General features: G+C 58.6%; 14 protein-coding genes. 6 read left to right on the forward strand and 8 right to left on the reverse strand.

Translation table 11 applies throughout. The annotated features are described in order from the left end of the window. The first annotated feature begins 24 nt into the window (after nt 1–24). The 3 genes from FY156_03640 (at nt 25) to recO (ending at nt 2,107) form a co-directional block, all read left to right on the forward strand. On the forward strand, nt 25–777 hold the full coding sequence (locus FY156_03640) for a Crp/Fnr family transcriptional regulator (protein ID UXS00643.1): 753 nt from the start codon (nt 25–27) through the stop codon (nt 775–777). A gap of 139 nt (nt 778–916) precedes the next feature. Then, complete coding sequence (locus FY156_03645; GenBank protein ID UXS00644.1) at nt 917–1,279, forward strand: response regulator; 363 nt, start codon at nt 917–919, stop codon at nt 1,277–1,279. 63 nt (nt 1,280–1,342) lie between these two features. Beyond that, a complete protein-coding gene (gene recO / locus FY156_03650; protein UXS00645.1) occupies nt 1,343–2,107 on the forward strand; it encodes a DNA repair protein RecO in 765 nt (254 codons plus the stop codon). Between the two features lie 23 nt (nt 2,108–2,130). On the opposite strand, the gene FY156_03655 is transcribed toward recO, so the two are convergent. From FY156_03655 to FY156_03675, 5 genes are all read right to left on the reverse strand, one after another. Further along, complete coding sequence (locus FY156_03655) at nt 2,131–3,345, reverse strand: MFS transporter (GenBank protein ID UXS00646.1); 1,215 nt, start codon at nt 3,343–3,345, stop codon at nt 2,131–2,133. Nucleotides 3,346–3,557: 212 nt separating this feature from the next. After that, nucleotides 3,558–4,403, reverse strand: a complete 846-nt coding sequence (locus tag FY156_03660) for an MOSC domain-containing protein (GenBank protein ID UXS00647.1) — start codon at nt 4,401–4,403, stop codon at nt 3,558–3,560. Nucleotides 4,404–4,413: 10 nt separating this feature from the next. Further along, nucleotides 4,414–5,058 carry an HD domain-containing protein gene (locus FY156_03665; GenBank protein UXS00648.1) on the reverse strand — a complete coding sequence of 215 codons (645 nt, stop codon included), beginning with the start codon at nt 5,056–5,058 and terminating at the stop codon, nt 4,414–4,416. After that, on the reverse strand, nt 5,055–7,814 hold the full coding sequence (locus tag FY156_03670) for a DUF2339 domain-containing protein (GenBank protein UXS00649.1): 2,760 nt from the start codon (nt 7,812–7,814) through the stop codon (nt 5,055–5,057). The genes FY156_03665 and FY156_03670 overlap by 4 nt, the downstream gene beginning before the upstream one ends. Nucleotides 7,815–7,862: 48 nt before the next feature. Next, entirely contained in the window at nt 7,863–9,437 is a 1,575-nt protein-coding gene (locus FY156_03675) for a ring-cleaving dioxygenase (protein UXS00650.1), read from the reverse strand. Between the two features lie 285 nt (nt 9,438–9,722). Between FY156_03675 and FY156_03680 the strand changes: the two genes are divergently transcribed. From FY156_03680 to FY156_03690, 3 genes are all read left to right on the forward strand, one after another. After that, nucleotides 9,723–10,766 (forward strand): ABC transporter substrate-binding protein, encoded by a 1,044-nt coding sequence (locus FY156_03680; GenBank protein UXS03013.1) that lies wholly within the window; start codon nt 9,723–9,725, stop codon nt 10,764–10,766. Nucleotides 10,767–10,860: 94 nt separating this feature from the next. Continuing rightward, nucleotides 10,861–11,649, forward strand: coding sequence for an ABC transporter ATP-binding protein (locus FY156_03685; GenBank protein UXS00651.1), 789 nt, complete (start codon nt 10,861–10,863; stop codon nt 11,647–11,649). Then, entirely contained in the window at nt 11,646–12,464 is an 819-nt protein-coding gene (locus FY156_03690) for an ABC transporter permease (GenBank protein ID UXS00652.1), read from the forward strand. Before FY156_03685 ends, FY156_03690 begins: the two co-directional genes overlap by 4 nt. 66 nt (nt 12,465–12,530) lie before the next feature. Here the strand turns inward: FY156_03690 and FY156_03695 are convergent, their stop codons facing one another. From FY156_03695 to FY156_03705, 3 genes are all read right to left on the reverse strand, one after another. Further along, nucleotides 12,531–13,352 carry a mechanosensitive ion channel family protein gene (locus FY156_03695; protein ID UXS00653.1) on the reverse strand — a complete coding sequence of 274 codons (822 nt, stop codon included), beginning with the start codon at nt 13,350–13,352 and terminating at the stop codon, nt 12,531–12,533. A 78-nt stretch (nt 13,353–13,430) separates the two neighbouring features. After that, on the reverse strand, nt 13,431–13,949 hold the full coding sequence (locus FY156_03700) for a protein tyrosine phosphatase (GenBank protein ID UXS00654.1): 519 nt from the start codon (nt 13,947–13,949) through the stop codon (nt 13,431–13,433). Then, nucleotides 13,946–14,569 (reverse strand): HD family hydrolase, encoded by a 624-nt coding sequence (locus tag FY156_03705; protein ID UXS00655.1) that lies wholly within the window; start codon nt 14,567–14,569, stop codon nt 13,946–13,948. Before FY156_03705 ends, FY156_03700 begins: the two co-directional genes overlap by 4 nt. Nucleotide 14,570: the final 1 nt, after the last annotated feature.

Genomic DNA, 14,570 nt, shown 5'->3' on the forward strand with positions numbered 1-14,570 from the left:
AACCTTTCCCGATAGCGGATATTCATGTCGCCCAAAAAACCGAACGGCATTTCCACAACCCCCTGTCAGCACTGTCCCTTGCGGGATATCCCGCATTTCAGGGACTTCTCTTCCGCCGAACTGGATTTCGTTTCCCGCTTCAAGACGGGCGAGCTTGCGGTTGAGAGTACATCGGTCATTCTCATGGAAGGATCGCACAGTGCACACCTCTATACGGTGCTGCATGGCTGGGCCTTCCGTTACAAGACACTGGAAGACGGCAGGCGTCAGATCCTGAATTACGTACTGCCCGGCGATCTCGTCGGGTTGCAGGGAACGGTAATGGGCGAGATGCAGCATTCCGTGGAAGCGCTATCTCCGGTTACGCTCTGTGTGTTCGAGCGCTCGCGTCTCAACAGCCTTTTTACCGATCATCCAAGCCTTGCCTATGATCTGACCTGGATAGCGGCAAGTGAGGAGCGGATGCTGGACAGCCACCTGCTGAGCGTGGGCCGCCGTACCGCGCTGGAGCGGGCAGCCTACCTGATTGCGTTTCTGTATCGCAAGGCGAAAGCGGTCAATCTCATGAACGGCGACACGCCGATCCCCGTGACGCAGCAGCATGTCGCCGATACGCTTGGCCTGTCCATCGTTCACACCAACAAGACGCTTCGCAAGCTTGCAGATCGTGGCCTTATCCGCTGGACGGACAAGGGCTGTCTGGTCCTGGATGATGCAGGACTTGCCGAAGAGGCTGGATGGGACGACGACGGAAAAAGCCTCCGGCCATTCATCTGATTGTTTTACGACATGTCTTTTTTAAATGACGTAGCTGTCTCAATTTGCGAAATCTGCGGTGATCTCGCACCGCGAATATGCGCGGTGATAGTCATAAAGCGTCCGCCTCGCGGGCTTTATCATTTGGAAAGAAAAAGAAATGGTGCCGCAGCGGGTTGTCATCGTTGAGGATGAATATCTGGTGGCGCTCGATATCGAAGCCGTTCTCCAGTCCCTCGGAATAGAAACGATCGTGATCGCGACCACCTTGGCGCAGGCGCAGAACGCCGTGCAGACCGAGCGTCCCGACTGCGTGCTTCTTGATGTCAGCCTTTCCGATGGCAAAAGTTACGACTTTGCCCGCAGTCTTCGAAGCGATGGTGTGCCGTTCGGTTTTGTCAGTGGCTACAGCGACACGAGCGGATTTCCCGAGGATCTCACGCACGCGCCACTGCTCGGCAAACCGTTTGGCGAAAACGACATCGCCATTTTCATCGAAAAGATCACCGCACCGGCGTCGTGAACCATAACGTTTTCTCGCCATATCGGTTATGATCGGCTGAATCGAAATTCGGACGACTTCTCTATGCAGTGGCAGGACGAGGCAATCATTCTGGGCGTAAAGCGCCACGGCGAGACAAGTGTGATCGCCGAGGTGATGACGCGTTCGCGTGGCCGCTATCTTGGAATGGTTCGTTCCGGCCGGTCGCGCAGCATGCAGCCGGTTCTGCAGGCGGGCAACAGAGTGGATGTCGTCTGGCGTGCACGCCTGCATGACCATCTCGGTGAATACCGCATCGAACCGCTGCAACTGCGTGCGGCGCAACTGATGGAAACCGCAACAGCGGTCTATGGCGTTCAGGCCATGGGTGCCCTGTTGCGGCTTTTGCCCGAGCGAGACCCGCACCCGCATCTCTATCAGGCTCTGGATATCATTCTCGATAATCTTCATGATCCGGCCGATGCCGGTGAGCTGTTCGTGCGGTTCGAACTGGCTGTATTGAACGACCTCGGTTTCGGGCTCGATCTTGCCGAATGCGCTGCGACCGGTTTGCGGACCGATCTCGTCTATGTATCGCCGAAAACGGGCAGGGCGGTGTGCCGTGCAGCCGGCGCTCCCTATGCCGACCGCATGTTGGCGCTTCCTGCATTTCTGAGTGAAGAGCAATCAGAGGCCGCCGATTGTGAAAGTCTTGCCGCTGCGTTTCGGCTGACCGCGCATTTTCTCAACCGGCATGTTTATGATCCGCGTGGTCTCAACGAAAACGCCGCCCGCGACGGTTTCGTGCAGGCGGCGCTGAAAGCGCTGCAGCGTAAGACCGCGTCGCCCACACTCGACAAGGCGGGATAAGCCAAGCGCGTGACGACGAGGGGTCAGGCTATCGCGGGCCGCGGTGCCGGCCGTTCCTGGATTGGCCAATGAACGATGGCGGCAAAGATGCCCATGCCGACGCCAAGCCACCAGACGAGATCGTAGGAGCCGAGCTTGTCGTAAAGGAAACCTCCGAGCCAGACGCCGAGGAACGAGCCGATCTGGTGCGACAGGAACACCACGCCGCCGAGCATGCCCAGATGCCGCGTGCCGAACATGATCGCCACGAGCGCGTTGGTTGGCGGAACGGTGGAGAGCCATAGAATGCCCATCACGGCGGCAAAGATCACGACGGTAAGCGGCGTCTGCGGCAGAAGCAGGAACGCGGTCACGGCGACCGAACGGGCAATATAGATGTAGGCCAGCAGGTAAGGCTTGGAATAGCGCTGTGCGATCACGCCTGCCGCCAACGAACCGATGATGTTGAAAAAGCCGATCAGCGCCATGGCGATGACGGCATAACGTGCCTCGATACCGATATCGCCGAGATAGGCCGGGAAATGCGCGGTGATGAAGGCGACCTGAAAACCGCACACGAAAAAGCCGGTTGTCAGCAATAGATAGCTTTTGTGACCCAGGGCTTCTTTCAGCGCCTCGCCAGCCGTCTGCTGGAACTGTGACTGGGATTGCGTGCCGGAAGATGAGTTGCCACGCATCGGCCAGGCGAGCAGCGGCACGAGCAGCATCATCGCAGCAAGCCAGACCAGGCTGTCCGACCATCCATAGGTCGAAATCAGTCCCTGACTGATGGGGGCAAACAGGAACATGCCTGCCGAGCCGGCAGCGGTGCCGATACCGAAGGCGAAGGACCGCTGCTGCGGTGTGACATGCCGGGCGAATGCCGAAAGGATGACGCTGAAGGAGCCCGCCGCGATGCCGAGGCCCACCAGCACACCACCACCGAAATGCAGCCAGAACGGCGATGTGCCAAACGACATGCAGACAAGACCGGCGGCATAGAGAACGCCTGACATCACCAGCACCCTGCCGGTGCCATATTTATCGGCCATTGCGCCGAAAAATGGCTGCCCAAGGCCCCAGAACAGGTTCTGAAGCGCCATGGCGAGACCGAAGGTCGAGCGGTCCCAGCCTGTGTCGGCCAACATCGGCAACTGGAAAAAGCCCATGGCGGAGCGCGGGCCGAAAGTCATCACGGCGATCAGCGATCCCGCGATGATGATAAGCCAGGGCATGCTCTGGCGCGCAGCTTGTGACATAGGGACCCCTCCCAAGGCAGCGCTGCGCAGGTGATTGCATGCGCAAGAAAAGCTGCGGATTTCAGCAGTATTGGAAGAATTATTATCGTCTGTCGGGTTGTCTCACCAGACACTTTTCTTGACAGGCTGCATCAACGCCGTTGATGCGCGCCCAGCTTCGACGCTTGTGCAAGAGATGATCCGACAGTCCGCTGCGTGGAATGAAGGAAGGCTCAACCGCGCCGTTTGATGGGCCAGCCTTCGGTCCGGTCCTCGACGATGGTTGCGACATCGCCAACGGCGATCCGGCCGTTACCCCGGGGAGTGACGTTCCATCCAAACAGCACGCCGGGAACACGTCTATCCGCCGACATACGAATGCGCCCCATGGCCTTCATGGGCGAAGGGACGTCGCGTGAGCCGGTCTGCTGGTCCTGCGTGGTCATGATGCAACGCGCGCAGGGTTTGACGAGATCGAGCCGGATGCCGCCAATCTCGATGGCAGACCAACGATCTTCAGCCCAGGCTTCATCGGTTTCCAGCACGATATTGGGACGGAAGCGGTCCATGCCGACGCTGTCTTCACCATTCGCCTGCATGTCGCTGTTGAGCGCGGCAAGCGAAGCGGTCGTGGTCACGAGTATCTGGTAGCCGTCCGCGAAGGTGACGGGCGTTTCATTGCCGGTCCATTCGAGGCTTGCGATTCGTTCGGCCGATTCATCGAAGAAGACGAGCTTCACATCGCGGCCCAGCCATTCCGAAAGTGTGCCGTTGACCTCATCATCTGCAACTGCGGCATTGACGATGGATTTCCACACCGCCACGTCCATGCGCTGCCCCGATGCAGCAGCGAAAATCTCGCTCTTGCCATCACTGGAAAACCGCATGCCGCCATTTTCATGGAAGGCCAGCAATGTTGCGATGGCTGGCAATTCCCGCTGGGTGATGAAATGACCGGAAGGATCGACCAGCATTGCGCGCCGATCGCCCGGCAGGCCTTCGGCGGAAATATCGCTGGCTTGAAGCGGAATGCCACGCCCGCTTTTGAGCGGATAGATGTTGAGTTCGGTAACGCGCATCGTGCTCTCCTCAGATTTCGTCGAGAAACAGGGCCAGCACCTGCTTCAGTCTGTCGTGACGTTCTCTCGCCATGTCCCGTCCTGTCTGTGTCTTGAAGCCATCGGCGAGCTTGAACAGTTTCGTTTCGAAATGATCGATGGCGAAGGCGCGGTCGTCGAGTGGCCTGTCTTTTGCCAGCGGGTCGACAGGATCGTAAAGCGCCGAACCCATACGCCCGGCGATGTAAAAGCATCGCGCCGCACCGACCATCCCGATCGCGTCCAGACGGTCCGCATCCTGAAGGATTTTCGCTTCCAGTGTCTGGGGTTCGATATTGGCCGAGAAGCTGTGGGCCGTAATGGCGTGGGCGGCGCCGTCGATCTTTGCCTGTTGCCAGCCTAGAGATGCAAGAATCCCGCTCGCCTTTTCAGCGGCAAGCCGCGAGGCCTGAGAACGAAGCGGCGAGTTTTTCTCGACGGCCACGCAGTCATGCAGAAGTACGCTTGCGGCCAGAACATCCCCATCGCCGCCTTCACCGGAATGGATGCGCATGGCATTGCCGAAAACGCGGTGGATATGGGCAAGGTCGTGCGATCCGTCGCCCACATCAGCGGCATGGGGGATCAATGCTTCGGCAAGCGGTGCGTAGGGGGCAAAGGCGTTTGCGGCAATCATTCCTGCGGCTTCCGTGTCAGGATTTTCTGGTAGAAAAGCCCGATGCCGATCAGCACGACACCAAGCCCGATGAAGGAAAGCGCCCTCAATACACCTTCGAGATTGCTCATGTCGATCAGGAATGCCTTGGCAACGGAGATCAGCACGAAAGCGGCTGATGCGATACGCAGGCTGCGGGCGTTAAAGCGCGAGCCAAGAACAAGCAGCAGCACACCAATAAGCAACCACACCACCGAATAGCTGTAGGTTTCGCCCTGCATGAAACCTTTCCATGCGGCGATATTCTCGCCCTGCCAGAAACGCCGGACCGACAGTGTCGCCCAGGCAAAGCCGAGTGCAGCCCCGGCAACGGAAAGAATGCTGACATAGCCGGCGGGCCGGCGCCCCCGCGCATAATAGGCAAGGCCGCCATAGGCGAGCGCCGGCAGCAGATAGCCGATCAACAGCAGGTTAAGGAACGGAAGGCGCCCGGTATTCTCTCCCGTGATGTACGGGTTGAGGGTGACGAAATGCATCGACAACACGTTGAGGATGGCGATGATGCCGGCGACCATCGAACCGTAACGGAAGACAGGGCTCGGGCTCTTGAGATCGAGGGTCATCAGCACACCGGAGAAGCCGATGGTCAGCAGGGTGTAGATCGACTGCTCCCCGAGCGTCGGTATGCTGTCATCCAGCGTTCCACCATTCATGGCGTGGCGGATGAGGATCGCCACGGCCAGGAGGGCCATCAGGCTGGCAATGGCTTGCAGGAAATTCCTGGCCCGGAAACTCGGCCAGTCACGCAGTAGCCAGGCCGAGGCAACGGCCAGAAGGGCCGGAATGCCGTAACCGGGTAGAAGCGCATTGAACACTGGCGTGATGCCGAGGTTCTGTGGCCCGACGATGGTTGGCTCCCAGGCAATGCGTCCCAGAACGCCGACACTGGCGATAGCCATGATCCAGGGCAGGGCGTCCCAGTTGCGATAACGTGTTGCCCACACATAGGCAAAACCGAGGACCGACAGCAGTACCGTGGTCGCCAACCCTTGCGTCAGCGTGTGCAAGGACAGTGTAAAGGCGGCGAAAGAGCCGACGAGCAGGACATTGAGTGGTGTACGGTAGGCTGCGTCACCCTGCCTGTGCAGCCATTCCGCGCCGCCAATCATGATGGCACCAAGTGCGATGCCATAGGCAGCATGCAGGAAGTCGCGGCCAAGATTGCCATATTCCACGAAGCTGGCCGTGCCGAGCCAGACCGGGAACAGCGCGGCGATACCCGCCCATAGAATAGCAAAGTCCGGATCTTTTTTGCCCTTGCGTTTCAGGAAGGAAAAACCGCAGAGGATGAGCACGGCGCCAAGCAAGAGCGCTGTCGCGATTTCTGCGGTGTATCCTGTCTGAGCCGAAGAAAGCGAGACCCCGGTGTTTTCGATCAGGCCGATGAAATCGATGCCGTGCCGGGCCATCAGTGAAGCGGCTGCCTGGGCGCCGAGTGCGGCAAAAATTGCCGGCCACGCACCGTAATGACGGGCGGCCCCCAACGCTGCCAGCGCTGCAAGAATGGCGGCAACGGGAATGGCGGGGTGAAGGTTGATTGCAGCACTGCTGAACAGGAACGCCATTGCCGGCAGGACGGCTGCCAGAGACACGACGAGATTGATTGCCAGCGAAGGTCGCGTCAGCAGTCGCAGGGCGCGCAACGCACGCCTTTCAGGCTGCGCTTCGTCAGTTGGTGCCGGCGGGCTATCGAGATGTTTGCCGGGCCAGAGCCAGATCGTTCCTGCAATCATCGCAAGCAGGGCAAGTGTTGGCGGGTTGGCGTCGACGGAATTGGAAGCGAGAATGTAGCCAAGCGCCCAGAGGCCGAGGCCAGCGCTGGCAAGTGCGGCCACCACGGTCCAGCTTTGTCTGCGGGCCGCGGCTGCGGTCGCCATCCACGACACGGTAAGGAAGATGAACAGTGCCCAGATGTTCGGTGTAGTCGAGGAAATCAGTGCTGGCGTCAGCATCGAACCAAGCAGGCCAAGCCCGGCCAGAGCCTGGCCGTGCAGCAGGGAAAGGCCGATGGTGGCAAAAGCGACGACACCGAGCAGAACGAAGGCGCTGGCCGGACCGATATAGTCATAGATGCCGTAGGCCGCATAGACTACACCGAAGAGTGTTAGTGCGCCCGCTGCGGTCAAGACACCCGGGATCATGGCGTTGGCATAGGTCGCCGCGATGCCGGGTACGGCTTTGCGACGGATTGCTTCGCCGGCCCCGCCAAGCAGCAGGCCAAAGAGTGCAGCCAGTGCAAGGCGCACGGCCGGGCTCAAAAGTCCTGCTTCGATCGAATATTTGACAAGGAATATCCCGCCGAGTGCCAGTGCAAGACCGCCGGCCCAGACGGCCCAGCGCGCGCCGAGCAGGCTCTCGAAGCTTTCCTTGGGTGTGGGCGCTACGACGGTGTCTTCGGCTGGTGCGGAAATTGGGCTGTCGCCCGCTCCCGTGTCTTCTTCTGCCGTCGCCTGTGTGTCGACCGCTTCTGGCGTGTCGTCAGCTTGGAAGGCTGATGCGTCTTCTACCGCCTCCGCCTCTTGTACTGACGGCGCAGCTTGCCCTCCCGCAACGACCGGCGCGGTGCCTGCCGCGACGGTTGCGCCACGCGCCATCAACATTTTCAACTCGCGGATGTCGCGTTCCAGCGACTTGATACGCCGCGAGTTGCGGATGCTTGCGGCAACCGTGTAGATGAAGGCCACGACAAAGGCGAGAAAGAGAAGCGGGATTTCCAAACAGAAGCCTCCGGTTATGGAGCTGTTTTTAAATCCTTTTTCGTCGCCTTATGCAAGAGCTGCAGGTCTTTCGGCAACCAGCCAGCGTTGGGCGGCCTCAATGTCTGCAAAACCCAGATCGTGCCCGTCCTCGACCGTTTCCAGTCCTGCCTGTGCGCCCGTCGCCGCCAGTTGCCGTTGTAGATCCGTCGATCTGTCACGGTACTTGTCCCGTCCTCCCGCAACAATCAGCAGGTTTTTCCCGGAAAGATTGGTCTCCGGCCAGACATCGAGAACAGGCATCGGGCGATAAAGCAGCGCATCTCCCGCCAGCTCCGGATGAAGCGCGGCAAATGCCGTATAGAAATTGGCGCCGTTCGAATGGCCGATATAGCGCAATTTTGTGCGGTCGAGACCGTAGGAACTGATCGCACCTTCAATGAAGGCCGCAAAGGCTTCCGCTTCCGAAACGATATCCTTCTGGTCGAACGAGAAGTTCGGATACCGGCGGAACCAGCGCGCAACGCCTTCTTCGGTGCTGCGCCCGCGCACACCGAGAAGTGTCGCGCCGGGCGCCACTCGATGCGCCAGCGGCATCAGGCTCGTTTCGCTGCCGCCGGAACCGTGCAGCAGGACAAGCGTGCTGCCGTCAGGCTGATCGGGCGTATAGAAACGGTGGATGAACGGTAATTCCCGGTAAATGACGCGCTCTTCCTCAGGCATGGAAAATTGCGGCAGGGAGACGCGCACGTCTGCCTCATCCTTCATGAAGAGTGGCGGAATGAACAGCTTTTCACCAAGTCTTTCCACCGGCTCATCCACGTTCATGCCGGGAGCATCGGTTGCCATTTCGATTAGAACACCGCCCGGTTCTCGAACATAGAGCGAATGGAAATATTTCCGGTCATGGGCATTTGTCGTGCTGGAGTTCAGCGCCTTGAGGCCTGTCAGAACGTTGTTCAGGTCGTCCATATCCTCGGCCCGGAATGCGATGTGATCAACCGTGCCGGTGCCAGGCGCGCTCGACCAGAACCCCGTCGCGTCACGCACGTCGATGATATCGCCGCTTTCCGAGGTCATGCGTTGAATGCTTCCAACCCGCTCGTCGGCGCGATAACCGAAGTGCCGTGAAAGAAATGCTGCGGTTTCCTCGGGAACTTCGCTCAGCACCGTCGCGCCGTAAATACGGCGAATGCCATCTTCGCGTGAAATGTCTTTCGTTGCATGGACATGCGCGTTGTCGAAAGCGGTGGTGCCAACGAGCTTGAGGATGATGCCGTCCGGGTCTTTCAGACGGATCACCGGCTGGCCAAACTCCTCCACCGGCCCTTCGGTGCGGATACCGAATCTCAGAGCGCGCGTCAGCCAGAAGCCAATGCTCGCAGGATCGATCGCCATCGACACTTCCAGTGTCTGGCCATAGCCGACGCGTCCTTGGCCGCCATCTTCCCAGACGAGAAACGTCATCAGCGAGCCGGGAGAGCCGATCTCGTCGCCGTAAATCAGGTGAAGCTGCATTGCGTCTTCAAACCCGGCGGTTCTTTTCACCAGCCGAAGCCCCAGAAAGCCAGCGTAGAAGTCTACGTTCGCCTGCACTTTGCGGGTGATCATGGTGATATGGTGTATGCCCAAAGCCGAAGTCATTGTCTCTGCCCCACTGAATGTTGTGGTTCTTTCTGTCGCAAGCTGCCCCTGTTCGGCAATCCCGGCAAATGAGAACGATGTGTTCTCATTGTGAACAACGGTGAGGCGGAACTACGACGCAATCATTGCGTAGAAACCGGGCGTATTGCCCTTAAAAGTAGATGCTGATGCTTATAAAATAAGCATACAAAATCATGATGATTTTGTATGCAATTTTGACTTGCCTTGACGGGTTGAATTGGTTCTTATGCGACCAATTCAACAAAAACCTTCAAGGGGGAATATATCATGATCACGCGTAGACTGCTGTCTAAAGCTTTGGCGATCGCAACGATTGGCGTTGCCGCCGGTGTATCCATGCCGGTCACCAGCGCGCTTGCCGAGACGCCGATCAAGTTCACGCTCGACTGGAAGTTCGAAGGCCCTGCGGCTGGTTTCCTTCTTGCTCTCGACAAGGGATACTTCAAGGCTGAAGGCCTCGACGTGACGATCGACACCGGCAATGGTTCGGTCGAGGCGATTCCGCGCGTTGCAACCGGCGCCTATCAGATGGGCTTCGGTGATATCAACTCGCTGATGAAGTTCCTGGACGAAGACCCAAGCCAGAAGATCAAGGCCGTCTACATGGTCTATGAGCGCCCAACATTTGCGGTCGTTGGCCGCAAGTCGCTTGGCGTGACCGATGATCCGAAGTCGCTGGAAGGCAAGAAGCTCGGCGCGCCTCCACCGGACGGCGCTTTTGCACAGTGGGCCGCCTTCAAAAAGGTCGCAGGTCTGGATGACAGCAAGATCGCCATCGAGTCGATCGGCTTTCCGGTGCGCGAACCGATGCTTGCCAAAGGCGATGTCGATGGCGTTTTCGGTTTTGCATTCTCCGTTATCCTGAACCTCAAGAAGCAGGGTATCACCGATGACGATATCTCCACGATCCTGATGGCCGAGCACGGCTTGAATCTGTACGGCAACTCGGTGCTGGTAAACACTGATTTCGCTGAGAAAAATCCGGAAGCTGTGAAGGGTTTTCTGAAAGCGCTGGCAAAGGGCTTTGCCGATTCCGTCAAGAACCCGGAAGAGGGCGTGGCTGCCGTATTGAAGCGCAACGAAACACTGGACAGCGCAATCGAGCTGGAACGCCTGAACATGGCCAACAGCATGAACATCAAGACGCCTTACGTCGTTGAAAACGGCATGGGCGGCGTTGATCCTGCAAGACTTTCCGCCTCCATCGATACGCTCAAGATTTCCATGGGCCTCAAGGGCAACGTCAAGGCCGAACAGGTCTTCGACGCTGGTTACCTGCCGGCCAAGGAAGAGCGCATGCTTCCTTGAATGAATGCGGTTCACCCGGCCCTGGTGATACCGGGCCGGGTGATTTCGCATTTTTCGTGAATGACAGCTTTGGGGGGCTGAAAAGGGGACTTCGATGTCACATCTTGTGGAAATTGATAATGTCGACATGCGCTATGGCGGCGCGGCAGGAACGCTCGCCGTATCGGGGCTGAACCTCAGGGTCGACAAGGGCGAATTCGCCGCAGTCGTCGGTCCGTCCGGATGCGGTAAATCGACACTGATGAAGCTGGTAACCGGCCTGCACATTCCGCAAAAGGGCAATGTGGTCGTAGCCGGTCGACAGGTCACAGAACCCGTCTCCATTGTCGGCATGGCGTTCCAGAACCCGACAATGCTGCCTTGGCGCACGACGCTTGAAAACATTCTTCTGCCGCTCGAGATCGTTGAAAAGCATCGTCATCGCCTGCGCTCGCACAAGGCGGATTACGTCGCCAAGGCCGAACGACTGCTGGAGATCGTCGGGTTGAAAGGATTCGGATCGAAATACCCCTGGCAGCTTTCCGGTGGTATGCAGCAACGCGCCAACCTCTGCCGTGCCCTGATCCACGAGCCCGATCTGCTGATGCTGGATGAACCGTTCGGTGCGCTCGACGCCTTCACGCGCGAAGAGCTGTGGTGCGTGATCCGCGACCTGCATTCTGCGCAACGCGTCACCATTATTCTTGTGACGCATGACCTGCGCGAAGCGGTATTTCTGGCCGACAAGATCTTTGTCATGAGTGCACGGCCTGGACGCGTACTCGCCGAACACAAGGTGCCTTTCGCCCGTCCACGCCAGCTTGGCATCATGTACGATCAGAGTTTCAACGACATGGTACAGGCACTGCACGGCGAGATCGCGCAGGCAAGGGTGGCAGCATGAGCACGATCGTTGAAAGCAATATCGCGGAAGAGCCCGCAAAGCCGCTGATCGCCCGCGTCAACTGGGTCAAGGCTGCACCGTGGCTCTACACGCTGGCCCTGTTTGCTGCGTGGGAACTCCTGGTCTACGCCCTGAAAATGCCACCGACCATTCTGCCGTCGCCGACACGTGTGGCGCAGGCGATTATTCAATATTGGTCGCCGATCTGGAAAAACTCGCTGCAGACGCTCTATACGACAACGCTTGGTTTTGCGCTTGCCGTCGTTGCCGGCCTGGGCATCGGCCTGTTCATCGGTTGGTCGAAGACGATCTATGCCGGACTTTATCCGCTGATGATCGGCTTTAACGCCATCCCGAAGGTCGCGCTTGTACCGATCCTCGTCATCTGGTTCGGCATTGGTACCGTGCCTGCGGTTCTGACCGCTTTCCTGATTTCCTTCTTCCCCATCGTCGTCAACGTTGCCACCGGCCTAGCCACCATCGAGCCGGAAACGGAAGACGTGCTGCGCGCACTTGGCGCGAAGAAGATGGATATCATGTTGAAGGTCGGCATCCCGCGTTCGATGCCTTATTTCTTCGGTTCGCTGAAAATCGCCATCACGCTGGCCTTTGTCGGTTCTGTCGTCTCGGAGACGGTCGCCTCCAATTATGGCCTCGGCAACATGATGAGTTCGGCACAGAGCCAGTTCAATGTGCCCCTGGTTTTTGCCGGCCTGCTGATGCTCGCCGTCGAAGGGATCGTCATGTACGCGATCATGGCCTGGATCGAAAAGCGCATGACCGGCTGGGCACATCGTTCGACAATGGGGCAATGAGGCCACGAAAGATCAAAGAAAAAGGCCGGAGCGATCCGGCCTTTTTTGCATTTAGGGTTATCAGTATCATGCCGTCTGTGCGTTGATTTCCGCTTTCCAGACATTGAACGCCAGCTTCATAGCCTTGGTCACGTCACGTGTGGTGGTGAAGAAGTTCTCGCTCCGTACCCAGTAACGCAATTTCAGCGTTGCGCCGTCTGCATTGATGGAATCCACGAAGACCACCGGTGCCGGGTCGAGCAGCACACGGCTTTCGGAGCGCACGACCTTCATCAGCATGTCCTGCGCGTCTGCGAGATCCTCGTCATTTTTTACCGTCAGGCTAAGTTCGTGGCGACGGGAGGGGAAACGGCTGTAGTTGGTGATCGGCACGTTCCAGAGCGTCGAATTCGGCGCCAGACGGTAGAGACCTTCGCTGGTCTTCAGTTCTGTCGCAAACAGACCGATCTCGATGATCGTGCCATTGACCGTCGACGTTTCGATATATTCGCCGACCCGGAATGGACGCAGCACCAGCAGCATGATGCCGGCTGCAATGTTCTGCAGCGTGCCCTGAAGCGCGAGACCGATGGCAAGACCGGCAGCACCAAGTGCCGCCAGAATGGAAGCTGTCTGCACGCCAAACTGGCCAAGCACCATGACGATAACGAGAACGAGAATGACGTAGCGAATGGCTCCGGCAAAGAAGCCAGCCAGCGTGGCATCAAATCCGCGAATGCGGGAAAGGCCCTGAAACGCCCAGCGTTGCAGGAACGTCGCGGCCAGCCAGCCGACGATGAGCAGCAGAAGCGCGCCGACCACAGAGAAGGAGTATTGAACGGCCATCGCGCTCGCCTGTCGCAACGCTGCCTGCGATGCGACGATGATATCCGTTGCCTGTTGTTCCATAAGGTGTCCCGTGATTTTTATTGCAGTTCAGGTTTGGTAACGAACGGGCGCCGCGAGGGTTCCGAAAAATGCGGCCCGTTAATCCACAAGCGGCAGTACGAAAGGCACATTGCCATCCGTATCGGCGCCGCGCCCGATTGCCTTGATCGCCGCAACCAGCCTGCCGTCGCGCCCAAGCAGTCGGTCGCCGATTTCGATGATCCGCGCGTTCGGCGTCGCGTAAGGCGAGGCGGCGCGCAGGCGTGCGGCAAGTGCTTTTTCGTCCTGATCGGGGAAGAGGCTGAGTGCGGCAATAACGGCCGCCGCAGGTGAGCGTGACACGCCCATCCAGCAGTGGACGAGTAGCGGTGCCGACTGGTCCCACCCGGCTGCGAAATCGATAAGCCGTTGGATATGCGCGTCATCTGGCGCGACGAGATCGCCGGTTCCCTTGAAGGTAATGTCGTTCATGGCAAGCGTCAGATGCCGCTCGGCTGAAATGACGGCCGGCCGATGGAACGATTGCTCCTTGGCAATCAATGTCACCATTTCGCGAGACTTGTGCCTCACCGCCATTTCGGCAATGCGCGACAGGGGAGATACGACAATGGCCGTCATGCAGCACCGCTCTTATGCGTGTTGCGCAGCGCTTCGATTGTTTCGAAACGCTCGACGAACAGACGCTGCGCCTCGATTGCCGGCAGTGGAACGATGTCGAGCATGTCACGCGTCAAACCGCGTGGCGTGCCGAAGAATTTTTGCGCCTCGGGAATGGAAAATCCAGCCAGTTCTGTCGCCTCGAAATAGGCGGCAGCCGTGTCCGCTTTCTTGATCAGATCCTTGAGATCACGGGTGGGGTGTGGCGGCAGGCCAAAGCGCAGATGAATGGCGGCCTCCAGCCTTTTTTCGACGCTCTTGTAACCACCGCCGACGACCGATTTGAAAGGAGAGATCATGTCGCCGATCACATATTCGGGGGCATCGTGCAAAAGCGCCATCTGCATGTCTTCGGGCGTCGCATCCGTGCACATCAGGCAAAAGATCGCTTCAACGACCAGGCAATGCTGCGCCACCGAAAAGGCATGATCGCCCTTCGTCTGACCGTTCCAGCGTGCGACGCGGGCAAGCCCATGGGCAATGTCGGCAATTTCGACATCGAGAGGAGAGGGATCGAGCAGATCGAGGCGTCTGCCGGACAGCATCCGTTGCCAGGCGCGCGGGCTTTTCGCAGGCGCCACC

The sequence above is a fragment of the Agrobacterium tumefaciens genome (assembly GCA_025559845.1).
GTDB lineage: Bacteria > Pseudomonadota > Alphaproteobacteria > Rhizobiales > Rhizobiaceae > Agrobacterium.